Source organism: Streptomyces sp. NPDC031365 (genome assembly GCF_055569765.1).
This window is the reverse complement of record NZ_JBVIIM010000045.1, coordinates 12,596-37,815: the sequence shown is the minus strand read 5'-3', so window position 1 is coordinate 37,815 and position 25,220 is coordinate 12,596. Positions and strand designations below refer to the sequence as shown.

Annotated in this window: 19 protein-coding genes and 1 pseudogene; 13 read left to right on the top strand and 7 right to left on the bottom strand. The window is 72.1% G+C overall.

The genetic code is table 11. The annotated features are described in order from the left end of the window. Nucleotides 1–94 precede the first annotated feature (94 nt). From ACZ5C2_RS36615 to ACZ5C2_RS36590, 6 genes are all read left to right on the top strand, one after another. On the top strand, nt 95–3,580 hold the full coding sequence (locus ACZ5C2_RS36615; RefSeq protein WP_468801005.1) for a CHAT domain-containing protein: 3,486 nt from the start codon (nt 95–97) through the stop codon (nt 3,578–3,580). 247 nt (nt 3,581–3,827) lie between these two features. After that, nucleotides 3,828–4,883, top strand: coding sequence for a tetratricopeptide repeat protein (locus tag ACZ5C2_RS36610; RefSeq protein ID WP_468801004.1), 1,056 nt, complete (start codon nt 3,828–3,830; stop codon nt 4,881–4,883). Nucleotides 4,884–5,391: 508 nt separating this feature from the next. Then, a complete protein-coding gene (locus tag ACZ5C2_RS36605; protein WP_468801003.1) occupies nt 5,392–6,858 on the top strand; it encodes an aldehyde dehydrogenase family protein in 1,467 nt (488 codons plus the stop codon). A gap of 66 nt (nt 6,859–6,924) precedes the next feature. After that, on the top strand, nt 6,925–8,496 hold the full coding sequence (locus ACZ5C2_RS36600; protein ID WP_468801002.1) for a GMC family oxidoreductase: 1,572 nt from the start codon (nt 6,925–6,927) through the stop codon (nt 8,494–8,496). 278 nt (nt 8,497–8,774) lie between these two features. After that, nucleotides 8,775–10,901, top strand: a complete 2,127-nt coding sequence (gene betT / locus ACZ5C2_RS36595; protein WP_468801000.1) for a choline BCCT transporter BetT — start codon at nt 8,775–8,777, stop codon at nt 10,899–10,901. A 43-nt stretch (nt 10,902–10,944) separates the two neighbouring features. Then, nucleotides 10,945–11,385, top strand: a complete 441-nt coding sequence (locus ACZ5C2_RS36590) for a hypothetical protein (RefSeq protein ID WP_468800999.1) — start codon at nt 10,945–10,947, stop codon at nt 11,383–11,385. Between the two features lie 19 nt (nt 11,386–11,404). On the opposite strand, the gene ACZ5C2_RS36585 is transcribed toward ACZ5C2_RS36590, so the two are convergent. Then, on the bottom strand, nt 11,405–11,611 hold the full coding sequence (locus ACZ5C2_RS36585; RefSeq protein WP_468800997.1) for a hypothetical protein: 207 nt from the start codon (nt 11,609–11,611) through the stop codon (nt 11,405–11,407). A 15-nt stretch (nt 11,612–11,626) separates the two neighbouring features. Next, the gene (locus ACZ5C2_RS36580) at nt 11,627–14,482 is read right to left on the bottom strand and encodes a type 1 periplasmic-binding domain-containing protein (protein WP_468800995.1); all 2,856 of its coding nucleotides are present in this window, start codon (nt 14,480–14,482) and stop codon (nt 11,627–11,629) included. A 336-nt stretch (nt 14,483–14,818) separates the two neighbouring features. Between ACZ5C2_RS36580 and ACZ5C2_RS36575 the strand changes: the two genes are divergently transcribed. Continuing rightward, a complete protein-coding gene (locus ACZ5C2_RS36575) occupies nt 14,819–15,046 on the top strand; it encodes a hypothetical protein (protein WP_468800994.1) in 228 nt (75 codons plus the stop codon). Nucleotides 15,047–15,067: 21 nt separating this feature from the next. Here the strand turns inward: ACZ5C2_RS36575 and ACZ5C2_RS36570 are convergent, their stop codons facing one another. The 3 genes from ACZ5C2_RS36570 to ACZ5C2_RS36560 form a co-directional block, all read right to left on the bottom strand. Next, entirely contained in the window at nt 15,068–15,460 is a 393-nt protein-coding gene (locus tag ACZ5C2_RS36570) for an SCO5389 family protein (RefSeq protein WP_468800992.1), read from the bottom strand. Nucleotides 15,461–15,507: 47 nt separating this feature from the next. Next, nucleotides 15,508–16,473: an ATP-binding protein gene (locus ACZ5C2_RS36565; RefSeq protein ID WP_468800990.1), complete on the bottom strand. Its 966-nt coding sequence runs from the start codon at nt 16,471–16,473 to the stop codon at nt 15,508–15,510. 180 nt (nt 16,474–16,653) lie between these two features. Beyond that, nucleotides 16,654–17,418 carry a CDP-alcohol phosphatidyltransferase family protein gene (locus ACZ5C2_RS36560; RefSeq protein WP_468800989.1) on the bottom strand — a complete coding sequence of 255 codons (765 nt, stop codon included), beginning with the start codon at nt 17,416–17,418 and terminating at the stop codon, nt 16,654–16,656. A gap of 108 nt (nt 17,419–17,526) precedes the next feature. Between ACZ5C2_RS36560 and ACZ5C2_RS36555 the strand changes: the two genes are divergently transcribed. The 5 genes and pseudogenes from ACZ5C2_RS36555 to ACZ5C2_RS36535 all read left to right on the top strand — a co-directional run. Then, nucleotides 17,527–18,522, top strand: a complete 996-nt coding sequence (locus tag ACZ5C2_RS36555; RefSeq protein WP_468800988.1) for a zinc-dependent alcohol dehydrogenase — start codon at nt 17,527–17,529, stop codon at nt 18,520–18,522. A gap of 115 nt (nt 18,523–18,637) precedes the next feature. Next, complete coding sequence (locus tag ACZ5C2_RS36550; protein ID WP_468800987.1) at nt 18,638–19,036, top strand: 6-pyruvoyl trahydropterin synthase family protein; 399 nt, start codon at nt 18,638–18,640, stop codon at nt 19,034–19,036. Nucleotides 19,037–19,089: 53 nt separating this feature from the next. Next, nucleotides 19,090–20,292 carry a glycosyltransferase family 4 protein gene (locus ACZ5C2_RS36545; protein WP_468801016.1) on the top strand — a complete coding sequence of 401 codons (1,203 nt, stop codon included), beginning with the start codon at nt 19,090–19,092 and terminating at the stop codon, nt 20,290–20,292. Continuing rightward, nucleotides 20,289–21,338, top strand: a complete 1,050-nt coding sequence (locus tag ACZ5C2_RS36540) for a trans-aconitate methyltransferase (protein WP_468800985.1) — start codon at nt 20,289–20,291, stop codon at nt 21,336–21,338. Before ACZ5C2_RS36545 ends, ACZ5C2_RS36540 begins: the two co-directional genes overlap by 4 nt. Further along, a pseudogene (locus ACZ5C2_RS36535) lies at nt 21,335–22,240 on the top strand (lysylphosphatidylglycerol synthase transmembrane domain-containing protein); the annotation flags it as partial. The gene ACZ5C2_RS36540 and the pseudogene ACZ5C2_RS36535, both read left to right, overlap by 4 nt. A 242-nt stretch (nt 22,241–22,482) precedes the next feature. Here ACZ5C2_RS36535 and ACZ5C2_RS36530 read toward each other — a convergent pair. Continuing rightward, complete coding sequence (locus ACZ5C2_RS36530) at nt 22,483–23,271, bottom strand: creatininase family protein (protein WP_468800984.1); 789 nt, start codon at nt 23,269–23,271, stop codon at nt 22,483–22,485. Nucleotides 23,272–23,312: 41 nt separating this feature from the next. Between ACZ5C2_RS36530 and ribA the strand changes: the two genes are divergently transcribed. After that, nucleotides 23,313–23,972, top strand: a complete 660-nt coding sequence (gene ribA / locus ACZ5C2_RS36525) for a GTP cyclohydrolase II (RefSeq protein ID WP_468800982.1) — start codon at nt 23,313–23,315, stop codon at nt 23,970–23,972. Nucleotides 23,973–23,983: 11 nt separating this feature from the next. On the opposite strand, the gene ACZ5C2_RS36520 is transcribed toward ribA, so the two are convergent. Further along, nucleotides 23,984–25,213, bottom strand: coding sequence for a serine hydrolase domain-containing protein (locus ACZ5C2_RS36520; protein ID WP_468800981.1), 1,230 nt, complete (start codon nt 25,211–25,213; stop codon nt 23,984–23,986). Between the last annotated feature and the right edge of the window lie 7 nt (nt 25,214–25,220).

The following is a 25,220-nucleotide window of genomic DNA, read 5'->3' as shown; positions in this document are numbered from 1 at the left end:
ACGTCGCTGCCCTGACGGTTCGTTCGCTATCGTGAGGACGGGTCGCGCGGCGGCGAGGGCCGCGGTCACGCCGACGTGACATCGGGGGGTGGGCGTGTCGAACGGCAGTCCCGCGCGAGCGGTGGACGGGGCGGACGGGGCGGACGCCGAAGCGCGCGCCGGCCGCTTGCTGGTGCACCACCTCAAGACCGGTGACCGGCAGGCCCTCGACGAGGCGATCGCCCTCTACGGGCAGCTTCTCGCCCCGACGACGGCGCCGGACACCGTACGGACCGCGGTCCGGGCCGCCAACCTGATGGCCGCCCTGCAGACCCGGTACTCACTGCTGCGGCGCCCCGACGACCTTGAGACACTGATCGACCTGGGCCGGGAACGGGCCGTGTGCGAACCGGTCCGCCCGCAGGACGTGCGGCTCCTGGGCCTCGCGTACCAGCAGCGGTTCGACCTGTACGGACGGCCGGACGACCTCGACCGGGCCGTGGAGGCGTTCGACCGGGCGGCCCGCCTCCCCCAGGAGGCCGAGACCGCGGCGCAGTCGCTCGGCGCCCTCGGGGAGGTGCTGCACTTGCGACACAGGATTGCCGTCGGCCGTGAAGGAGTACCGGCCACGGGGTCTCGGGCCACGGACACGGCCGGCTCCGCCGCGACGGATCTCCGCCGCGCGACGGACGCCCAACGACGCGCGCTCCGTACGCTGCCGGACGGATCGGACGACCGTCCCGGCTACCGGAGCAATCTGGCCGGACTCCGGTACAGCGCGTACCTGTACGACGGGGACGTCGGCGCCCTGCGCGAGGCACTGGACATGTGGCGCACCGCGCTGGAGGCCGCCCCGCCGGGCGGCCCCGCCCGCGTGATCGTCCTGCGCAACCTCACCCAGGCCCTGCGCCAGTGGTTCGAGCACCATCCCGAGGAGACCAACAGGTCCGCGATGCTGAGCGTCCACCGCACAGCCCTGGCCGAATGCCCGCACGGCCACCCGGACCGCGCCGAGCTGCTCGCCGGGCTGGGCATCGCTCTGCGCCTGGCCGCCGAGGCCACCGGGGAGCCGACGTTGCTCGAGGAGTCCGCGGCCTCGCTGCGCGAGGCCCTGACACTGTTCCGCCCCGGTGCCCCGTTACGCGCCATGAGACGGACCAGCCTCGGCAACACCTTGCACAGACTGGCGCAGTGGACCGGTGACGCGGCACTGCTGGACGAAGCCGTCGCCACCCTGCGTACCGCCCTCGCCGAGCAGCGACCGGGCACGGACGAGCACGCCGAAACCCTGGCCAACCTCGCCGTCACCCTGCGCGAGCGCGCCCTCCAGACCGACGACCTGACCTCCCTGCGGGAAGCCTCCCGCCTGGCGAGGGAAGCCCTCCACGCCTCACAGGCGCCCCCCGCCCTCCAGGCCGGACGGCTCGCCAATCTGGGAGTCGTCCTGCAGAGCTGGCACGGAGCGACCAGGGACACCGCGGCCGCCGACGAGGCGATCGACGTGGCCCGTCGGGCGCTCGCCCTGGCGCCCGCGGCCGGCCAGTCGCGCGCCGACCGGCTGAACCACCTGGCCAACGCCCTGCGAGCACGGTTCCAGTCCACCGCCGACGTGGCAGACCTCGACGAGGCCATCGCCCTGCTGGAGCAGGCCGCCCAGCAGGTCCCCTACGGCGATCCGGCGCTCGCCGTGGTCCTCTCCAACCTCGGCTCCGCCCGCCTCACCAAGCACCACGCCACCGGCGGACCCGGTGAGTTGGAGCAGGCGGTCAGCGAACTGGGCCGCGCCGTATGGGCCGTCACCGAGCACACCTCGACCCACGGAAACTACCTGAAGGCGTACGGCGACGCGCTGCGCGCCGTGCACCACCGAGACGGCGACCCGGGAGTGCTCCGAGCGGCGGAGGACGCCTACCGGCAGGCCGCCGGAACCAGGTCCCTGCCCGCCTACGAGCGGGTGCTCGCGGCCTGGGAATGGGGCGCCGCCGCCGCGGACGGCAACCGATGGGACGACGCCCTGCCGGGTTACGAACTGGCCCTCGAACTGCTGCCGTTCGCCGCGTCGGGCCGACTGGTCCGCAGCGACCAGGAACGCGCTCTGTCCCGGGTGCGGGGGCTGGCCGCCGAAGCAGCCGCGTGTGCCGTCCACGCCGGGCAGCCGGAGCGCGCGGTGCAACTGCTGGAACAGGGCCGCGGCGTCCTGCTGGGCCGTGCCATGGCCACCCGCGACGGACTCGGACGGCTGCGCGACGCCCACCCCGCCCTCGCCGAACGCTTCACCGACCTACGGGAACGGCTCGACGCACTCGATGCCACCGCCGCCGCCGCGGACACCGCCCCGGGACGGCTGCCCGCCGGCACCACCGACCTGCGGCACACCCTCGCGGCCGAGCTGGAACACCTGGTCGCCGAGATCCGCGCGCGGCCCGGCTTCTCCGACTTCCTCCGCGCGCAGGCCGTCGAAACGCTGCTGGCCTGCGCCGACAAGGGCCCGGTCGTGCTCGCCTACTGCAGCGCGTACCGCAGTGACGCCCTGGTGCTGCGGGACGGCAAGGTGCTCCTCGTTCCCCTGCCGCGGGCCACCCCGCGTGCTGTCGCCGAACAGACGGACCGCCTCGAGCGGGCGCTCGCCGACGCGACCGACCCCGCCCGCGACCGAGCGGCCCAGCAGACCGTCAGCGAGGTACTGGCCTGGACCTGGGACCACGTCACCGGTCCGGTGCTCGGCCGGCTCGGAGCGCGCGGGCCCACGCCCGACGGCGAGTGGCAGCGCGTGTGGTGGTCACCGGGGGGCGCGCTGGCCTCACTGCCGCTGCACGCCGCCGGTCACCACGGCGAGGCGCCGGAGGCGGTACCGGACGCCGGAACCGTGTCCGCCCCGGCGGCGAACGCGCAAGGACCGCGAACGGTACTGGACCGGGTGGTCTCCTCCTACACGCCGACCGTCGGAGCTCTCCGGTACGCCCGGGCCCGGGCCGCCGCGCCCCACCCGCAGGGCCCGCTGCTCGCCGTGGCACTCCCCGACACCCCCGGTGCCCGACCGCTCGGCGGCGCGCGGCGCGAGGTGGAGGTACTGCGCGGCCTCCTGCCGACCGAGGTGCTGTACGAGGAGCAGGCCACCTTCGAACGGGTGATGGACGCCCTGCCCCGTCACCCCTGCGTGCACTTCGCCTGCCACGGGGTCAGCGAGCCCGCCGACCCCTCCAACGGGCGACTCCTGGTGCACGACCATACGACCCGTCCCCTGACGGTTCGTGAGGTGTCCCGCCTGGAACTGCCGGCGGCGCGACTCGCGGTGATGTCCGCCTGCGAGACGGCACGCGGCGGGGGCGAACTGGCCGACGAGGCCATCCACATCACCTCCGCCTTCCAGCTCGCGGGATATGCCCACGCCGTCGGGACGCTCTGGCCGGTGCACGACGCGGTGGCCGTCCGCGTCATGCGCCTCCTCTACCGGGAGCTGTGCACCCAAGGGCCCGATGGCGGGACGGAGCTGGACGACGCGAGGACGGCCGACGCCCTGCACCAAGCGGTCCTGCGGTGCCGCGCCGCCTTCGCGGCCAGTCCCAGCCTGTGGGCGGCACACGTGCACGCGGGCGCCTGACGACACCGGCAGCAACGAGGAGGCGGTCACGATGACCCGATGGCGGCGGCGACGAGACGCGGTGGACGGCCAGGACGCCGGTGCACCGCCGCCACAACCGACACCGCCTCGACAGGAACAGGAGAGTGGGCAGGAACACCGCCAACCCACGGACGGGCCGTCCCGGCCGGACCCGCACGCGCCGCAGCCCGCGGGAGAATCCGGGAACACCTGGCGGCCGGCCGGAGGACACATCACCATCACGGAGGTGACGGAGGGCCGGCCGGAGCAGGAGATCGCCCGCGTCGAGATCTCCCCCGAAAAATTCCACGCCATGCGTGCCCGGTCCGCCATCGACAGGCTGGGCCCCGAGCACCCGGACGCCCTCACAGCCATGCGCGAACTCGCCCGGGTCCTGGGATCGACCCCGGGACGGGGCGAGGAAGCCGTCGAGCTCTACCAGTACGTGGTGCGCACCCAGTGGGCCGTGCTCGGCGACCGCCACGAGGAAACCCTGTGCACCTCCGTCGAGCTGGCCGACGTCCTCCACGCCACCGGTCAGTTGCGCCTCTCCGAGACGGCGTGGCGCGACACCTTCCGCGCCCAGTCGGACACGCTGGGCCGCGACCACCCCGACGCGCTGCGCAGTGCCACCCGACTCGCCGCCGTCCTGGAGGACCTCGGCCGCGCCTCCGAAGCCGAACCGCTGATGCGGGACGTCCTGGAGCGCCGTGTCCGGCTGCTCGGGGACAACCACCCCGATGTCCTGTCCTCCGCCAACGCCCACGCCGCCTCGCTGATCAAGTGCGGTCGCCACGGTGAGGCCGAGCGCGCCTTACGCGCCCTCGTGCCCCGGCTGGAGGACCAGTACGGGCGCGACCACACGACCACGGTCGCAGCCCGGGGCAACCTCGGCGCCGTCCTGGTCCGACTGGACCGGTACGCCGAGGCGGAACAGCACATCCGCGCCGTCGTGCGGTCGCTGGAGGCGACGGTGGGGCCGCATCACGAGTCCACCTTCACCGCGCGCAACAACCTCGCCGCCGTCCTGCACGCCATGCAGCGCTACGAGGACGCCGTGCCCATCCTGCGCGCGGTCCTTGACGGGCGCGTCGCGCTGCACGGCGACGCCCACCCCACGACGGTCGCCACCCGGGACAACCTCGCCAACGTACTGATCGATGTGGGCCGGCATGCCGAGGCCGCCGAGCTGCTCGACCGCTGCGTCCGCGACTACCAGCGCATTTACGGCCCCGGACACCCCAGTCTGCGGGCGGCCGACGAAAGGCTGACCTGGCTGCGCGAAGGCCCGGCCCCTCGCTGATCACCGTCGGGGGACGATCACCTCATGAGCGGGCGGGCCGGCCACTGAGAGAGCCAGGGGCGCCCCGACGGGGCGTGGAGGGAGGGCGGGCGGCCACGGTCCGGACAACGGTTCCTGGCCGTGCACGGCTGCGCCCGCGCAGCGTCGGCCGCTGGTCCTGGCGCGGTCGGCGCCTCCGACGCGGTACCACCCGTGTCACCGACCTGACCGGACCGTCCTTGCCGGCCGGTCCGCCCGGTCGGCTAACCACCGGCCGGTCCGCCCGGACGGGCTAACCACCGGCCGGTCCGCCCGGTCGGCTAACCACCGGCCGGTCCGCCCGGACGGGCTAACCACCGGCCGGTCCGCCCGGTCGTTAGCCCGTCCGGGGCCACCGGGGCCACCGGGGCCACCGGGGCCACCCGGTTGCGATGCCCGCCATGCGCCCCGCGGCAGCCGAGCTCACGATGGGCCGTGCTGCCGACCGGCGAACCGATCGGTACCGGTCGGACGCGAAGGAGGCCCCGCGGTGGGCGAGCTGTACATCGACGGTGAGTGGACGAACGCGACGGCCGGCGGGCGGCGGGACGTGGTGAACCCGTTCGACGCCTCCGTCGTCACCACCGTCGACGAGGCGGACGCCACCGACGTGGACCGCGCGGTGCGCGCCGCCCGGCGCGCCTTCGACGAGGAGGACTGGGCGGGCGCCCCCACCCGCCGCCGCGCCGACGTCCTGCTGCGCGTCCATGACCTGCTGCTGCGCGACATCGACGAGATCGCCCGCACCGAGACCCTCGATACCGGCAAGACCCTGGCCGAGGGCCGCTTCGACGTGGAGGACGTGGCGAACTGCTTCCGGTACTTCGGGGAACTCGCCGGCAAGGACGGCGGCCGGGTCGTGGACGTCGCCCCGGACGTCCTCAGCCGCGTCGTGTACCAGCCGGTCGGGGTGTGCGCGCTCATCGCCCCCTGGAACTACCCACTGCTCCAGGCCTCGTGGAAGGTCGCGCCGGCGCTGGCCGCGGGCAACACCTTCGTCCTCAAGCCCAGCGAGACCACCCCGCTCACCACCATCGCCATGATGCGGCTGATCGAGGAGGCCGGCGCCCCGCCCGGCGTCGCCAACCTGGTCCTCGGCCCGGGAGCGACCGTCGGCGCGGCCATGACCGCCCACCCCGAGGTCGACCTGGTGTCCTTCACCGGAGGTCTGGCCACCGGACGCGCCATCATGGCCGCCGCCGCCGAGGGGCCGAAGAACATCGCCCTCGAACTGGGCGGCAAGAACCCCAACATCGTCTTCGAGGACGCCGACTTCGACGCCGCCGTGGACCACGCGCTCGACGCCGCCTTCCTGCACGCCGGACAGGTCTGCTCCGCCGGTTCGCGGCTGCTGGTCCAGGACTCCCTGCACGATCGGTTCGTCGACGCCCTCGCCGGACGCGCCCGGGCGATCCGCCTCGGCAACGGCATGGAGGAGGGCACCGAGAGCGGGCCGCTCAGCTCCGCCGAGCACCGTGACAAGGTCGAACGGCACATCGCCGCCGCCAGGGAGGAGGGCGCCCGGCTCGTCACCGGCGGCACCCGTCCCGACGACCCCGAGCTGAGCCGCGGCTTCTTCCTGCTGCCGACGATCTTCGCCGACTGCGACCGGTCCATGAACATCGTGCAGGACGAGGTCTTCGGACCGGTCGTCACCGTCGAGCGGTTCCGCACCGAGGACGAGGCGGTGGAGCTGGCCAACGACACCCACTACGGCCTGGCCGGCGGCGTGTGGACCTCCGACGCGAGCCGCGCCCAGCGCGTCGCCCAGCGGTTGCGGCACGGCACCGTGTGGATCAACGACTTCCACCCCTACGTACCGCAGGCCGAGTGGGGCGGCTTCGGCCGTTCCGGCGTCGGGCGCGAGCTGGGCCCCACGGGCCTGCGCGAGTACCAGGAAGCCAAGCACATCTACCAGAACCTCGCCCCGGGGCCCTCCGGCTGGTTCAAGGGCTGACCCGGCACAGCGTGACGCGGCACCCCCTCCGCCACCGCCCGACGGCACCGCGAAGAAAGGCACTCCATGGCCGCCACCACCCCGCACGGCGCCGAGTCCGCCTACGACTACGTCATCGTCGGCGGCGGCACCGCCGGCTGCGTCCTCGCCGCCCGCCTGAGCGAGGACCCCGACTGCCGTGTCTGTGTCGTCGAAGGCGGCCCCAGCGATGTCGGTGACGAGCGCATCCTGCGCCTGCGCAACTGGATCAACCTGCTCGGCACGGAGTTCGACTACGGCTACACCACCGTCGAACAGCCACGCGGCAACTCCCACATCCTGCACTCACGGGCCCGCGTGCTGGGCGGCTGCTCCTCCCACAACACGCTGATCAGCTTCCTGCCGCTGCCCCAGGACCTCGACGACTGGGTGGCCGCCGGCTGCACGGGCTGGGACCCGGCAACGATCCTCCCGTACCGCGACCGCCTGCTCACCAGGATCGTTCCGGTGGCCGAGGCCGACCGCAATCCCATTGCCAAGGACTTCGTCACCGCCGCCGCCCGCGCCACCGGGGTCCCCGTCGTCGACGACTTCAACGCCGAGCCGTTCGCCGACGGCACCGGCTTCTTCTCCCTGGCCTACGAACCGGAGGGCAATCTGCGTTCTTCCGCGTCCGTCGCCTACCTCCACCCCGTCCTGAACCGCCCCAACCTCACCCTGATGCTGGAGACCTGGGCCCACCGGCTGCTCACCGACGAGTCGGGGAGGCTGACCCGCGTCGCCGTGCGCGGCGCCGACGGCGAACCCGCCGCCGTGCGCGCGACACGCGAACTCCTGCTCTGCGCCGGGGCCATCGACACCCCGCGCCTGCTGATGCTGTCCGGCATCGGCCCGGCCGACGACCTGCGCCGCCTGGGCATCGACGTCCACGTCGACCTGCCCGGCGTGGGGGAGAACCTGCTGGACCACCCCGAGTCCGTGATGGTCTGGGAGACCAGGGGCCCACTGCCGCCCAACTCCGCGATGGACTCGGACGCCGGCCTGTTCCTGCGCCTGGAGAAGGGGCAGCCGCGCCCGGACCTGATGTTCCACTTCTACCAGGTGCCGTTCACCGTCAACACCGAACGCCTGGGCTACCCCGTACCGGAGCACGGGGTGTGCATGACGCCGAACGTGCCGCGGGCCCGCTCCACCGGCCGTATGTGGCTGCGCAGTTCCAACCCGGCCGAGCACCCGGCCCTGGACTTCCGGTACTTCACCGACCCCGAGGGGCACGACGAGCGCACCGTCGTCGAAGGGCTCAAGGTCGCCCGGGAGATCGCCGCGACCGATCCGCTGAAGGACTGGCTCGAGCGCGAGGTCGCGCCCGGCCCGGGCGTCACCTCCGACGCCGACCTGTCGGAGTACGGGCGCCGCGCGGCCCACACCGTCTACCATCCGGCCGGCACCTGCCGGATGGGCGCGGCCGACGACCCGATGGCCGTCTGCGACCCGGAGTTGAGACTGCGCGGGGCCGAGGGCGTGCGCGTCGTCGACGCTTCGGTGTTCCCGACGATGCCCACCATCAACCCCATGGTGACCGTCCTGCTCGCCGCCGAACGCGCCGCCGACCTGCTCACGGGCCGCCCCGGGCCCGCCGGCCGGGCAGCCGCACCGTGACCGGCCCCCGGCAGCCCGCGCAGCCGGCCGCCGCGCGCGTGCTCGGTGGCGGCCGCCCGGAGGGCGACACGTCCGGCCGGTCCGTGCCGGGGACACCTGGTCGCCGGGACCTGCCCGCCCACTGTCCTCTCTCCCGCGCACACCGGCAGCCCGCGCGGGTCGCGCCCCGTGCGCCCGCGCAACGTCAAGAGGCCTCCGGGCTCCGCGGGCCGCGGCACATGCCGCAGGCCGCCGGGAACGGACGTACAGGCGGCCCTCAGTGAAGGAGAAACACCACCGTGTCGACCGCTGGAGAGAAGGGCCCCGGAACGGCGCCGGAGGGCATGCCGACGGAGGACGAGCCGACCGGCCCGGCACGGCTCAAACCCGTCGTGTTCTTCGGGGCGGCCCTCCTCGTCCTCGCCATCTCGCTCTGGGCGATCATCACGCCCTCCGGGGCAGAGGACGCCATCGGCGTGGCGGTCGGCAAGACCTCCCACTGGTTCGGCTGGTACTACTTCGTCGCCGCCACCCTGTACCTGCTGTTCGTCGTCTTCATCGCCGTGTCCAAGTACGGCACGGTCAAGCTGGGCCCCAAGCACTCCAAGCCCGACTACGGCCTCTTCACCTGGGGGGCGATGCTGTTCGCGGCGGGCATCGGCATCGACCTGATGTTCTTCTCGGTCTCCGGACCCGTCAGCCACTACCTCGCCCCGCCGCAGGGTGACCCGGAGACGCTCGAGGCCGCCCGGGAGGCCGTGGTGTGGACGCTGTTCCACTACGGCATCACCGGCTGGGGCATGTACGCGCTGATGGGCATGGCACTCGGCTACTTCTCCTTCCGGTACCGGCTGCCACTCGCGATCCGCTCCGCGCTCTACCCGATCATCGGCCGCCGGATCCACGGGCGGATCGGTGACGCCGTCGACCTGGCGGCCATCATCGGCACCGTGTTCGGCATCGGCGTGACGCTCGGCATCGGCGTGGTGCAGTTGAACTACGGACTGAAAGTCCTCTTCGACGTGGAGGAGGGGCTCGCCGCGCAGATCGCCCTGATCGTCGTCGCGGTGGCGATGGCCACCGTGTCGGCTGCGTCCGGCGTGGACAAGGGCATCCGCAGGCTGTCCCAGCTCAACATCCTCCTCGCCGCCCTGCTGATGTTCTACATCCTGGTCGTCGGCGAGCCGTTCCGGGTGCTCAACGCCGTGGTCCAGAACGTCGGGGACTACGTCAGCGGCTTCCCGTCGATGACCCTGAACACCTTCGCCTACGACCAGCCCACCGAGTGGCTGGACGCGTGGACCCTCTTCTTCTGGGCCTGGTGGGTCGCCTGGGCGCCGTTCGTCGGGCTCTTCCTGGCCCGCATCTCCCGCGGCCGCACCCTGCGCGAGTTCATCGCGGCGACGCTGGTCATCCCGTTCCTCTTCACCGGACTCTTCCTGGCGATCTTCGGCAACAGCGCCCTGTTCGTGGTGCGCGGCGGGAACGCCCAGTTCGGCGAAACGGCCATGAACGTTCCCGAGCAAGGCTTCTACAGCCTGCTGGAGCAGTATCCGGGATACCTGTTCAGCGCCGGCCTCGCCACGTTCGTCGGGCTGCTGCTGTACGTCACCTCCGCGGACTCCGGGGCCCTGGTCATGGGTAACCTCAGCGCCGACCTCCCCACCCCGGTGACCGACGCGCCCACGTGGCTGCGCATCTTCTGGGCCGTGGCGACCGGGCTGCTCACCCTCGCCATGCTCATCGTGGGCGGGGTGCAGGCGCTCACCAACGCCACCATCATCATGGGGCTCCCCTTCTCCTTCGTCATGTTCCTGGTCATGGCCGGGCTCTATCTGGCGTTGCGTACCGAGCGGATGAAGGTGGAGGCGAGGGCCACCACGCTGCCCGGGTCGCTCTCCGGACGCATGACGCAGCACGGACTGCCGGGGGCGCCGAACTGGCGGCACCGGCTGGCGCGGGCGATGGCGTACCCCGGAAGGCGGGCGGCCGCGCGATTCGTCGACAACGTGTGCCGCCCCGCCTTCAGGGAAGTCGCCGAGGAGCTGAGGCAGCAAGGAGCGCAGGCGGAAGTCCTGGAAGGCACCGTCGAGGAGACCGGCCTCACCCATGTCGGCCTGCGGGTGCCGATCGGTGCCGACGACGAGTTCCGCTACGATGTCTGGCCCGTCGAACTGCCGACCCCCGCCTTCGCCACCCGGTCGGTCAGCGAACACGACACCTACATCCGCTTCGAGGTCCGGCTCGCCGAGGGCAACCAGGACTACGACGTGATGGGCTACACCAGGGAACAGCTCATCGCCGACAGCCTCGACCAGTACGAGCGGCACCTGGAGTACCTGCGGGTGCGCCACGACGCGGCCACCCGCTCCAGCTTCCCCGACCACCGCCCGGACGCCCCGGACGCACACCTGCCGGAGGAGTAGGCCCCGTGAAGAACACCGGTACGGGGCTCGTAGCCTTCAGGCCATGGCCGACGTCTACGAACTCCAACTCGCCCTCGACCTCCCGGGGTCCCTCCCGCCCGAGGAGCTCGCCCTGCTCCGATGGCACCTGGGGCAGGAAGGCGGACGGCAGGGCGGCGGTGACGAGTACCCCCTGTGGGAGGCCCGGGGGGCCGCGCGGCGGATCGGGGGCGCACTGGTCGGGGACCTGCACTCCGGTGGTTCCGGATGGGCGCTGACCGTGCGGCAGGAGGTGCATCCCGACGAATTCGACGAGGTACGCAGGATCGTTCTGTGGCTGGGCGCCCGTACGACGACCGTGGGCACGGTGGGGTACCTCCGCTTCCACGAGACGCACCTCCCCGACGTGCTGATCGCTCAGGCCGGAGGCGTACGCAGAGAGATCCTGGGTGTCGAGGAGGTCGTCGAGACGGCGGACCAGGTGATTCCCGACCCCTACGCCTGAACGGCGCCCTGGAAGGCGGTCACCCTGTCCTCGCCGAAACGGCGGACGTGGACGGCTCGTCGGGGGAGAGGAACACCGGGGCCGGGACTTGGTGGGGAACGTGTCCGCGTACCTCACCAGCCTCCCACGTCACCGACAGGTAGTCGGCGGGCGGGAGAGGCAGGCCCTGCCTGAGGACGTCGTGCCGTGTGAGGGAGACGAGGGCGGCGACCACCGTCGTCGGCACTCGAACGGCTCCCGCTCACTTGATCGAGCACTCCTTCACGCCGAGCGGTTCGGTGTCGCCGGCCGGTCTGCCGCACAGGACCTCCGCCTTCGAGACGCCTTCCAGGGTTCTCCGGACCCGCTTGAGGACGATGCTGTGGCCGCGGCGTTCGCCGTACAGGGGCGCGTCGGTGAGGTCGATCGTTCCGGTGGCCATCCCGTCGAGCTTGACACCTCTGAGGTTGACCCAGGTCGCCGCGCGGCTCTGGCGTACGTCTCCGAGGCTGGCCGCCCAGTACAGCGCACGCGTGGCGTCGTGCGCGAGGGCCGTCTGCCCGCTGGCGAAGTCGGGGGCGTCGTACGTGGCCTCGCCGTCCTTTAGCCAGGGAAGGTGGTCGACGGCGTCCTGGTAGAAGGCGGTCCCGGACGCCGCTTCCCGCAGCTCGGCCAGGGCCGCGTGGTACAGGGTGATCCGCGGGGCCACGCCGTCCCGGCCGCCCGTGCCGGAGAACCTGGCCTTGCTCAAGTCGTCGCCCGTGAGAATCGACATCTCCCTGTTCGCGCAGCCCGGTTCGACGCCCAGCTGGGTCATCAGCGGTCCGACGTCCTCGACCCGTCCGGCGAAATAGATCACCGAGGGGACGTCCTTCCCGCGGCAGATGCTCTCCGCGTGCAGCCGCAGTTCCGGCTTGCCGTTGGCGACCCGGTAGCTCCTCGGGGGCAGCATCCGGAAGCCTTCCCGTCTCAGCATCTCCCCGCCGTAGAGCGCCTGTTCGCTGGTGTAACGGTCCTGCGACTCCTTGACGTCACGGGTCAGCACCAGGGCGTGCGAGGTCCCGTTCCGGGTGCGCAGCTGCCGGGCGACGAGACCGAGTGCGTCCGCCTGGTGTTCGTCGGGGGCCGCGAGGCTGAACCAGTTGGCGAAGTCCTTCGGCAGGTAGGTCGCCGAATTGGTGCCGGAGATTACGGGGAGACCCGCCGCGTGGAGCCGGCGCGTGGCGTCCGGGCTGCTCTGCAGGTCGCGGCCGAAGCCGACGACACCGACGACGGTGGGATCGCGGTCGGCATATTCGGCGATCGCGTCGGCCGTGACGCGCTGGTGCCCCATGTCCGCGCCCCCGTTGGCGAGCAGCACCCGCAGCTTCACCGTGTAGTTCTCATTGACGACGCGCTGGGCGAGGTACACGCCGGCCAGCTCCTCGGCGCCCTTGACCAGTGACGGGTCCACCGGGGAGGAGCTCAGCGGTCCCGCGTACACCACGGTGACGTACGCGTCGGGGTGGTCGTGCAGCACCTCGGCGTTCTCGGCGTGCACCAGTGTCTCGACCTCGTGCAGTCTCCTGCCTTCCTCGTTCTTTCCGCCGGTGAGGTGCGCGCTGAACCGGACGTCTCCGGGCGCTATGCCGACGCACTCCGTGCCGCCGCCGCCGGGCGCGGGACGCCGTTCGGTGTCGCGGTCGGCGGCCAGCAGGCCCGCCGAGCAGTACGTCCGGTGCAGTTCGCGGGCGTGGACGACGCCCGCGGTGGCGGCGAGGGCGAGGACCAGGAGCAGGCTGTGCACCGACCACACCACACGGGCCAGGGGCGGCCGGTGCCCCGCCCTGACACACCGCCAGTCCGTGTGCCGCAGCTGCACCAGCTCGTCACGGGGGAGAGGGATCCTGAGCACCCAGGGCAGGGCGTTGGTCCGGCTCGGCGACTGATCGGCCCGGAGGTTCCCGGCCCACTCGTCGTACCAGTGCCGCAACCGCTGCTGGAGGCGGGGGGCCTGGGGCTGGGGCTGCGGTCGGTTGAACGGCGGGTCCCCGTCCGTGCCCCGGTCGAGCAGTGCCGCGTCGTCCGCCGCCACGCCCGCGACGATCAGCAGCGGATCGAGTTCGCTGCGCCGGCTGCGGACGTCGCTGACCGCCCGGATCAGTTCGATGCCGCCGTTCTCCCGGCCCACCCGGCGCAGGAACAGCACCGGCGGACGGGTCCGTTTGAACCCCCGCAGGTCCCAGCTACCGCGCCGGTGATTGTCCCGCAGGTCCTCGAAGAGTGCCAGCACGTACAACTGGAGGGGGAACGGACCGGTCTCGCGCATGGCCTCGGCGACGTCGTAGGCGCGGGCCGCTATGGCCCTCCAGGAACGGACGGGCCGCAGCAGCCGCACGCTGGTCGACTGACGGCGGGCGGCGGACTGGAGGAACGTCGTGGTCAGGAACCACCGGCTCTCCCTGCGCAGCCACAGGAAGAGGGGCGCGCGTCCGGGGACGTGGTTCAGGGCGGCGAGCAGGATCATCAGCCCGATGCCCGCCAGGACGGCGACGTACCACTCGGGGCGGGTGAGCAGCGCGGTGAACGCTCCCAGGACGCCCATGGGGAGGAACTGCTGCACGTCGTTGAGCAGCACCTGCCGGGGCCGGCGCGAGGGCCTGAGGGGGCGCCAGCGCTGCCGGGCCAGGATGCGCAGCAGATGCGTCTGGGCCTGCTCCCGCTGGGCGTTCCCGTCCGGAGTGCCGGTCGGGGCGGTCGGCCAGTGCTGGCGCATCTCCTCGTCCTCGGTGGCCTCCTGGAGCGTGCGGACGAGGCCCAGGCGGGGGAAGGAGTAGGGCCGGTAGGCGGCGGAGCGGTCGCCCCACTTCCGGGAGTCGCCGAGGTCACGCAGGAGCCGCACGGCCTGGGCGGTGGGGTCGAGGTTCTCCGGCTGCGGCCCGGTCGGGGCGACGGCCAGGCGCGTACCGTGGCGCAGTTGTCCTTCGCGCAGTTCGTCGACGAGTTCGGTGACGCGGTCGTCGTCGGCGGGGTCCTCGGCGTGCAGCACGATCACCGGCATCGGGGGATCGCTGCTCCGGAAGTCCTGGATCAGCGACTCCAGTTGTCGCTGGACGTCGATCCCGGCCTCGGTCGACATACCCGGATGACCCCCCGGGCAGTCCTGAGGGAAGTTCTGGTCGCTGCCGTGCATGGACACCCCCCGTGGTCGTAAGACACATGTGTCGCAAGCGCCTTGAGAGGATATCGCCCGGTGCTGACACCTGCTCCCGGGAAACGGCCGTCCGTCACGCTGGTGATGTCGTCGGCGCGGGATGTCACACGATCGGGTGATGCTGTGCGACAAGGGCTCGTGCGGGGGCGGCGGTCCGTTCGAACCGGTGACGGGGACCTCCCGCTCTTTCCCGGCGCGACGACCGGAGTGCACGATGAGTCTGCTTTCGCCCTGGAGTGCGAGCGGCCGGGGAGGACGCTGATGGATGCGGTCGCCGGCATGGTGGCGGAGATCCGGCGCGAGCACGGGCTGGTGATGAACGGCCTGGGTGTCGAGAAGCCCCAGGAGTGGTTCGACGCCGAAACCGGGAACGGGTACGCGGCCGAGATCGTCGCGCACCTGGTGCTGATGGCCGCTCATCGGGCGCGACTGCTGGGCTGTGGGCGCAAGGACGTGGTCCGGCTACTCGATGCCGCGGGGATCGAGTAGCCGGCGGGTGAGGCGGGTGGGTCAGCAGTCCCTGAACTCCGGGGACTGGTTCAGGATCTGGGACCGGACCGACGTGAAGCGGCCGTGTGTGTCACCGTCCCTCGCCTCGGGGCGGAACGCCGCCACCCGGTGGCAGTTCTGGAAGGCCAGGGCCACGCCGAAGTGGCGCTCCAGGCTGCCGCGGATCGCGTCGCTGGCGAGGGCGCGGAGGAGCTGGCCGCGTTCCTTCTCGGAAGGGGGAGGGGTCTGGTTGTCCGTGAAGTCGGCTGTCCCGGCCTTGAGTTCGGTAGCGAGGGAGGCGATCAGATCGTAGGCATAGGGCAGGGATGTGCGGACGGTGTCCACGAAGTCCTGCTCGCGGATGTTCCCTTGCTCGGCTTCGGCGAGAAGCCTGGGGGAGACGTCGAGGGACATGAAGGAGAGTCCGTTCTCGCTGAGGGGGTGAAGGGTGGTGGTGTGCGTCAGGCGAGGGCGGCCGGACCCGGTACGAAGCCGGGGTCCACCTGGGCGGCCAGGTCCTCGCCCGTGCGCGCGTCCGCCCACGTGCGTGCGTTGCGGAGGTGGAACTCGACGGCGTGGCGGTGCAGGCGGGCCCAGTCACGGGTCTGTGCGTCCACCGTCTCGCGGAGGACCGTCAGGGCATGGCGGTTCTGTGGCTCCAGCGCGTCGAGCGCCTCCGACTCGGCCCGGCCCTGTTCCGCCGCGCGTACCCAGTCCGACTGCACCAGGTGGGTCAGCAGGTCGTCGCCGACCTGTTCCTTGAGGAAGAGGAGGTCGTCCTCGCCGGTCACCTTGTTGCCGATGACCGCGATGCGGATGCCGAATTCGCGGGCGTGGTCGCGGTACTGGCGGTAGACCGAGACGCCCTTGCGGGTCGGTTCGGCAACCAGGAAGGTCATGTCGAAGCGGGTGAACAGTCCGGAGGCGAAGGCGTCGGCGCCGGCGGTCATGTCGACCACGACGTACTCGCCGGGGCCGTCGACGAGGTGGCCGAGGTAAAGCTCCACCGCGCCCAGTTTGGAGTGGTAGCAGGCGACCCCCAGGTCGCTCTCGTCGAACTCGCCCGTGACCATCAGCGGGATCCCGCCGGCTGCCCGGGAGACGTGCCGCGCGTGCAGTGCGTCGTCGCCGAGGAGGCGCAGGAGACGTGAGCCCCGGCCGGGCGGGGTCGTCTTGATCATGGACTCGGGGGAGGTGATACGGGGGTTGGTGCCTCGCAGGAAGGCCTTGATGTCGGGGATGCCCGGGCCCAGAGGAGGGGGTGTCGGCGGGCTGTCCTCGCTGGGGGCGAGTGCTTGCGCCAGGTGCTGGTTGATGTCGCCGTCGATGGCGAGGACCGGGGCGCCGGAGTGGGACAGGTGGCGGGTGAAGAGGGCGGACAGGGTGGTCTTGCCGCTGCCGCCCTTGCCGACGAACGCGATCCTCACCAGCGCCTCGCACTGTTGAAAATGAATGTCATGTGTGTAGTTTTAGGGGTGTGATCGGGACCGCGTCAAATTCCCCGGTGCCGTGTCCGGCGTTCCTCACCCCGTTGAACAGCAGGAAAGGCTCGATGAGCGTGGTGCTCCAGTGGAGTGACTGCGTACTGCCTGCTCGCTGCCCCGGCGTCAGCTCGCGACCAGTTCCCGCCGTACCTCGTGAGCGGACGGAGCCGCCACCACCCGCGCCGTGCGCCACAGCCACCGCACATCGCGACCGAACGACCACACCAGGAGCCCCAGGGCCAGGGCCACCACGCCCACGTTCACCGCGTGCGGCAGCAGTGCCGCGCCCGCCACCAGCAGCAGCACACCCTGGAGTGCGGCCACCGTCTTGCGGGCCGTGCTCGGCGGGAGGGGGGCGGTCAGCCAGGGCCAGACACGTGCGGCGGCCACGAAGACGTACCGCATGCCCCCGATCAGCAGCACCCACGGGCCCATCGCCATCGACACGTACACACTCAGCACCAGGATCAGGAACGCGTCCACCTCCATGTCGAAGCGGGCGCCCAGCGGAGTCGACGTACCGGTCCGGCGTGCCACCTTGCCGTCGACGCCGTCGAGGATCAGGGCCACGGCGGTCAGACCGACGAAGAGGGAGACGGGCGGTGAGTCCTGGAACGAGTCGGCGACCAGCGCGGTCACCCCGCCGACGAGGGTGGCCCGGCCGAGGGTGACCCGGTTCGCCGCGCCGAAGGAGCGCAGCCGGGACCGGTACAGGGCCCGGGACAGTACTGCCCAGGTGGCGATCGCGAACGCGAGGCCGGTCAGCCAGCCCGCCGGGCCCATGCCGATCGCCGTACCGATCAGGGCCAGCAACAGGATCTGTAGGCCCGCCCCCAGGGCGGTCTCCTGCTGTACGAGCCTCGCGTCGTAACTGTTGTTCAGGGCCACCGAGCATCCTCCGGCCGTATGACAGAGTCGATCAACGCCGCTACCTTGTGCGCGGCCTGTGCACCACTCGGTACGCGTGCAGGATCCCGATCGTTCAGGAGGACTTCGATGAACCGCGCCGCTCGTGCGTACTGGCTCGACTCACCTGGCCGAGGAGAGATCCGCGAGGTCGCCCTGCCGGCGCCCGGCCCGGACGAGGTGCTGGTGCGCTCGCTCTACTCCGGGGTGAGCCGCGGCACCGAGATGCTCGTCTTCCGCGGTGGCGTGCCCGAGAGCCAGCACACCGCGATGCGCGCGCCGTTCCAGGAAGGTGACTTCCCGGGGCCGGTGAAGTACGGCTACCTCAATGTGGGCGTGGTGGAGGAGGGACCCGCGGAGCTCACCGGGCGCACGGTGTTCTGCCTCTACCCGCATCAGACGCGGTACGTCGTTCCCGCGCACGCCGTCACCCCAGTGCCCGACGGCGTACCCGCCGGGCGGGCCGTGCTCGCCGGCACCGTGGAGACCGCCGTCAACGCCCTGTGGGACGCGGCGCCGCTGCTCGGTGACCGTATCGCCGTGGTCGGCGGCGGGATGGTCGGCTGCTCGGTGGCGGCGCTGCTGGCACGCTTCCCGGGCGCACGCGTCCAGCTCGTCGACGCGGACCCCGCACGCGCGAAGACCGCCGAGGCCCTCGGTGTCGGATTCGCGCTGCCCGGTGACGCCCTCGGCGAGTGCGACCTGGTCGTCCACGCCAGCGCCACCGAACAGGGTCTGAACCGGGCACTCGAACTGCTCCGCCCCGAGGGCACCGTCGTCGAACTCAGCTGGTACGGCGACCGGAGGGTGAGCCTGCCGCTGGGCGAGGCATTCCACTCCAGACGGCTGGTCATCCGCGGCAGCCAGGTCGGCACCGTCTCCCCGGCCCGCGCCCACCGCGGCTACGCCGACCGGCTCGCGCTCGCCCTCGACCTGCTCGCCGACCCCGCGCTCGACGCCCTCGTCACCGGCGAATCCGCCTTCGAGGAGCTGCCCGGCGTCATGCCCCGGCTCGCCTCCGGTGAGATCCCCGCGCTGTGCCACCGCGTGCGCTACACCGACCCGGACCACAGCACACACGCCTGACCTGAGAAAAGACGTAGCGGACGCTGAACAGGGGAAGACAGTCAGCCGTACTACACGGCAATCCCCGCCGGAGACCGGACGGGGAACAGACGCGCCGCACCTGGAGGGTCGTCCGTTGTTCAGCATCACCGTCCGCGATCACATCATGATCGCCCACAGCTTCCACGGCGAGGTCTTCGGACCGGCCCAGCGTCTGCACGGGGCCACGTTCCTCGTGGACGCGACGTTCCGGCGCGAGCAGCTGGACGAGGACAACATCGTCGTCGACATCGGCCTCGCCACACAGGAACTCGGAGCCGTCGTCGGCGAGCTGAACTACCGCAATCTCGACAGCGAACCCGACTTCGCGGGGATCAACACCTCCACGGAGTATCTGGCCAAGGTCATCGCCGACCGGCTCGCCGAACGCATCCACAAGGGTGCCCTCGGCGAAGGCGCCAAGGGCATCGCGAAGATCGCCGTCGCGCTGCACGAGTCGCACATCGCCTGGGCGAGTTACGAGCGTGCGCTGTGAGCCACACGACTGTCCGCCGGGCGGACACGACTGCCGGCAGGGCGGACACGGCCATCGACCGGGCCGACACGGCCATCGACCGGGCCGGGACCGCCCGCCTGGGCTATGTTCCCCGGCAGACGTCCTTTCCGCGGAACGACGGGATCATCCCCATGTCCCTGCGCACGGTGCACTTCGTGATGCCGGCCGGCGTCGACGACCCGGCCGCGCCGAGCGGCGGCAACGCCTACGACCGCCGTGCCTGTCTGGACCTGCCCGGGTTCGGCTGGCAGGTGCGGCGGCACGCCGTGTCCGGTGACTGGCCCCTGCCCGACGCCACCGCCCGGGCGGAACTCGCCCGCACCCTGAGGGAACTGCCGGACGGCAGCGTCGTCCTGCTTGACGGGCTGGTCGCCTGCGGGGTGCCCGGGATCGTCGTCCCGGAGGCGGAGGAGGGACGGCTGCGCATGGCCGTAATCGTCCATCTCCCCCTCGGCGACGAGACCGGGCTCGACGCGGCCCTCGCCGCCGAACTGGACGCCCGTGAACGAGCGGTGCTGCGGGCGGTCCCGGCCGTCATCGCCACCAGCGACTGGGCCGTACGCCGTCTCGTCTCCCACCACGGACTGGCACCCGACCGTGTCCATGTCGCCGCGCCCGGCGCCGACATCGCCCCCCTCGCGCCCGGCACCGACGGTGTCTCGCGACTGGTGTGCGTGGCCGCCGTGACACCGCGCAAGGGGCAGCACCGGCTCGTGGAGGCCCTGGCCTCGGTGGCCGACCTCCCGTGGAACTGCTCGCTCGTCGGCGGTCTCGGCCACGACCCCGCCTACGTCACCCATCTGCGAGAACTCATCCGCCTGCACGGACTTCAGGACCGGCTGGAGCTGACGGGCCCGCGGACCGGAGCCGCACTCGACGCGAGCTACGCCGCCGCCGACCTGATGGTGCTCACCTCGTACGCGGAGACGTACGGCATGGCGGTCACCGAGGCGCTGGCGCGCGGCATCCCGGTACTGGCGACCGACGTCGGTGGACTGCCCGAGGCAGTCGGCCGCGCACCCGACGGGGGAGTGCCCGGCATCCTCGTCCCGCCGGAGAACCCCGCCGCCATCGCCGCCGAACTGCGCGGATGGTTCGGCGAGGCGGACGTGCGCCGCCGGCTGAAGGCGGCGGCACGCAGCCGGCGGGCCGCGCTGGCAGGCTGGGCGAGCACCGCACAGAGCCTGGCGGCGGTACTGCGCCGGCTCCCGACCGAACCCCGGAGGGCCGCATGACCGAACCGGCGACCACCACCCAGCACGGCGGTACGGTCCCGGCCCAGCCCGGCCCCCGGGACGTCACGGACACGGCCCCCGGCCGGTCAGGGAGCACCGTGGAACCCGAGAGCACCGGTACCGCCGGACCGCCCGTCATCCCCGGCGCCGGTCCCGCCGCGCCCCGCCCCGGGGAGCGGGCCACCCTGAGGCTGCGGGACACCGGCGACGACGAACCGGCCCGCTACGCGCCCGAGTGGCTCCAACTGCGCGAACCGGCCGACGCCGCCGCCCGCTCGTACGACCTGCTCGACCCGTTGCGCAGCCGGCTCGTCAACCTGCCGCGCCGGGCGGACGGTCTCGTCATCCACGACATCGGCTGCGGCACCGGTTCGATGGGCCGCTGGCTCGCGCCCCACCTCGACGGCGCCCAGCACTGGGTCCTGCACGACCGGGACCCCTATCTGCTGCACTTCGCCGCCGCCGCCTCCCCTCGCTCCGCCGCCGACGGCAGCCATGTCACCGTCGAGACCCGACGCGGGGACGTCGCCCGGCTCACGGCGGACGTGCTGTCCGGCGCCTCACTGGTGACCGCGTCCGCGCTGCTCGACGTCCTCACCCGCGAGGAGATCGGTGCCCTCGCCGCCGCCTGCGCGGGGGCCGGCTGTCCCGCCCTGCTGACGCTGTCGGTGGCGGGGCGTGTGGAGCTGACCGCGCCGCATGCGATGGACGAGGAGATCACCGAGGCGTTCAACGCCCACCAGCGGCGGGGCGGTCTGCTCGGGCCCGACGCGGTCACGGCCGCGGCCGAGGCGTTCGCCGGACACGGGGCGACCGTGCGGCTGAACCCGAGCCCCTGGCGTCTCGGGCCGGAGCAGGCGGCGCTGACCGAACAGTGGCTCCGGGGGTGGGTCGGTGCGGCGGTGGAGGAGCGGCCGGAGCTGGCGTCGCGCGCCGACGGCTATCTGGCCGAGCGGCTGGAGGCCTGTGCGGCGGAGGAGTTGCGGGTGGTCGTCCATCACACCGATCTGCTCGCTCTGTGCCGCCCGGTGGGCGGGGCCGGATGAGTTCGGAGACGGTGGAAGTCACCGCGGTGAGGGCGTCCGGGGAGGGTGGGGGTGCGTTCCGGGTTCGGTTCGCGCGGCTCAACACCCGTACCGTACGTACGCGTCTGGGCACCCTCGCCGGTGTCGTGATCCTCGCGGTGCTGTTCTGGCGGCTCGGTACCGGGGCGTTCCTGGACGGGCTGCGGCGCATCGACGGGCCCACGGTGCTCGCGGCGCTGGGGATCGGGCTGGTGACCACCGCGTTCAGCGCGTGGCGCTGGGCGGTGGTGGCGCGGGGGATCGGCATCGGGCTGCCGCTGGGGGCGGCCGTCGCGGACTACTACCGTGCCCTGTTCCTCAACGCGGCCCTGCCCGGGGGTGTCCTGGGGGATGTGCACCGGGCCGTGCGGCACGGGAAAGAGGCCGGGGACATGGGGCGGGGGGTGCGGGCGGTGGTGCTGGAGCGTACGGCGGGGCAGCTCGCGCTGTTCGTCGCCGGGGGAGTGGTGCTGGTGAGCATGCCGTCACCGGTGCTCGGGCCGGTGCGGCAGGTGGCGCCGGTGGTGGGGCTCGGGGTGGTGGGGGCCTGTGCGGTGGGGCTTGCTCTGCGGATGAATCGGGCACCGGCGCGGGGGCGAGGGCCGGGGCGGGGGGTGCGCGGGATCTTCGGGGAGGCGCGGGAAGGGCTGTGCTCCCGGCGCAGCGCGCCTGGTGTTCTCGTGTCTTCCGCGGTGGTGCTGGCTGGGTACGTTGCCATGTTCGTGCTCGCTGCGCGGGTTGCCGGGGCGGGGGCGCCGGTGACGGAGTTGCTGCCGCTTGCGGTGCTGGCGCTGCTGGCCATGGGGCTGCCACTGAATGTGGGGGGCTGGGGGCCGCGGGAGGGGGTTACCGCGTGGGCGTTCGGGGCGGCGGGGCTGGGGGCGGGGGTGGGCCTGACGGTTGCCGTGGTGTACGGGGTGCTCAGTCTGGTGGCGAGTCTGCCGGGGGCTGTGGTGCTGGTAGTGCGGTGGTACGGCGGGGTGCGGCGTGGCGATGGCCGTGGTTCTTCCGCCCCGGCCGCCCCTTCCCCTCCCATCGCCGGGGGCGTCGCCCCCGGACCTCCTGTCGGCCTTCGGCCTCGTCCTCACACGCCGGACGGGCTGGGGGGCGGCGCTCGGCCTCGTCCTCAAGCGCCGGAGGGCGGCGGGGTGTTCGGGTCCGTCAGGAGTGAAATGTACGCGTCGAAGGAATCCGTCAGACTCGCCAGGAGTTCCCTGCCCTTTTCCGCTGAGGCGAGGGAAGGGCGGCCTATGACGCCGGAATCCGTATAGGCCGTCATGCCGAGGGTCAGGAGATGGCGTCGGTCGTCCGCGACGTGGTCGGAGGTCTCATAACCGGGTCGGAGCAATGCGGGATGAGTGTGCAGAAGGATGGAAGTCTCGATTTCGCCGGCGTGCATGTCGGTGAGGAGAGAGGTGACGATGCCGGCCCGCTCGAGCGCCGTCTCCCAGTCCTCCGGGGCCGGGAACAGGGCCATCTTTTCGCCGCGGGCCGAGGATTCCTGAACGGCGTTGCCCAGGACGTAGTTTCCGCCGTGCCCGTTGACCAGTACCAGGGTGTCCACGCCCGACCGGCGGAGCGAGTCGGCGATGTCCCGGATCACCGCGTGCAGGGTCACGGAGGAGACGGAGACGGTCCCCGGCCAGGCCGCGTGCTCGTGCGAGCACGACATCGTCACCGGAGGGAGGAGGTGTACCGGGTAGGCGTCGGCGATCTCCCGCGCGATCGCACAGGCGACCAGTGTGTCGGTCGCCAGCGGCAGGAAGGGACCGTGCTGCTCGTAACTCCCTACCGGAAGAACCGCGATCTGCTGTGAGACGTCGGCTCCCCGCGTCCGTACATCCTCAGTAGTATCCGCCGGCAACAGACCGTGCACCGGGCCGTATGCCGCCGACCGCATGTGTGAACCACCCATATCGTCACGGCCTTTCGTCTCTGCTTAGGAACTCGAGAATCATGACAGAAAAAGTAGGCGTACTCGGCAAGAAGCCTCCGCGGCAGACCGGTGTGGAACGCGTCGTGAATGCGCCGCTGCCCACCGTGTACGGGAAGTTCCAGGCGGTCGGTTATCTGGACCACGACCGCGGTGACGAACAAGTCGCCCTGGTCCACGGCGATCTCGGCAGGGACCGGGTCCTCACCCGGCTGCACTCGGAGTGCCTGACCGGCGACGCCTTCGGTTCCCAGCACTGCGAGTGCGGAGACCAGCTGGCGGCGGCACTGCGCGCGGTCGTGGCCGAAGGGGCCGGCGTGGTCGTCTACTTGAGGGGCCACGAGGGCCGTGGCATCGGGCTGCTCGCCAAGCTGCGGGCGATGGCCCTCCAGGCGGACGGGCTGGACACCGTCGAGGCGAATCTCGCACTCGGTCTGCCGGTGGACGCCCGTGACTACGCCGTCGCCGCCGGGATGCTCCAGGACCTGGGTGTGCGGTCGGTGCGGCTGATGTCCAACAACCCGCGCAAGCGCGAGGCGTTGGTGCGGCACGGCGTCCAGGTCACCGAGCAGGTGCCGCTGCTGATCCCGCCGTGCGAGAGCAACATCACCTATCTGCGCACCAAGCGGGAGCGCCTCGACCACCATCTGCCCCATCTGGACGCGGTGGCGCACCTGTCCTGACGGCGGCCCGGTCAGCGGGCCACCGCCTCGTGCACCAGCCGCTTGAGGTCCCGGAAGACGGTGTGGGACGACCTGGGCCGCACCTGAGTGCAGAACTGCACGGTCAGGTCGCGGTCCGGGTCGACCCAGAAGGTGGTGGTGGCCACCCCGCTCCAGCCGTAGCTGCCGGGACTCGACGGTGCCTGGGTGCGCGACGGGTCGATGACCACGGAGACGCCGAGGCCGAAACCGACGCCCTCGTTGCCGGGTTCGTCGTGCGCGGGGCGGCTGCCGAAGGCCCGCAGATCGGCGTCGCCGGGCAGGTGGTTGCGGGTCATCAGGTCCACCGTCTCCGGGGCGAGCAGCCGCGTGCCGTCGAGTTCGCCGCGCCGGCGCAGGAGTTCCATGAACCGGTGCAGGTCGTGGGCGGAGGCCACCATGCCGCCGCTGCCGGACAGGAAACGGGGGCGTCCCCGCAGCGGAAGCCCCGCGATCGGTTCGATGCCGCCGTCGTCCGCCTCCCCGTACATCTCCGCGAGGCGCTCCGCCTGGGCGTCGGTGACCTGGAATCCGGCGTCCGTCATACCGAGCGGCCGGAAGACCCGCTCGGTGAGGTACTCGTCGAGCGGACGGCCCGACACCACCTCGATGATCCGCCCCAGGACGTTCGAGGCGACCGAGTAGTTCCACTGCGTCCCCGGATCGAACTGCAGCGGCAGACTCGCGTACACATCGGTCGTCCCCGCCAGGTCCTTCCCCGGTGCCACCGACGACTCCAGCCCGGCCGCGCGGTACAGCGCGTCGACGGGATGGGTGTGATAGAAGGCGAACGTCAGCCCGGCGGTGTGCGTCATCAGATGCCGTATCAGGAGAGGGCCGGCGGCCGGGCGGGTGCGTACCCGGTCACCGGAGCCGCTCTCGTACACGCGGGGTTCGGCGAACGCCGGCAGGTGGCGGCCCACCGGGTCGTCCAGCGACAGCCGCCCCTCCTCCATCAGCATCAGCGCGCCCACGGCGGTCACCGGCTTGGTCATGGAGTAGATCCGCCACAGCGTGTCGCTCCGCACGGGCAGCCCGGCCGCGACGTCCCGCGCCCCGTACGCCGTGAGGTGCGCGACGCGTCCGCCCCGGGCGACGGCGACGAGGAATCCGGGCAGCTTCCCCTCGTCGACCAGGCGGGCGAAATGCCCGTCCAGGCGCTCCAGTGCCGTCGCGTCCAGCCCGGCCTCCTCGGGCTCGGCCTCCTGCCGCAGTACTCCCATCGCTCTC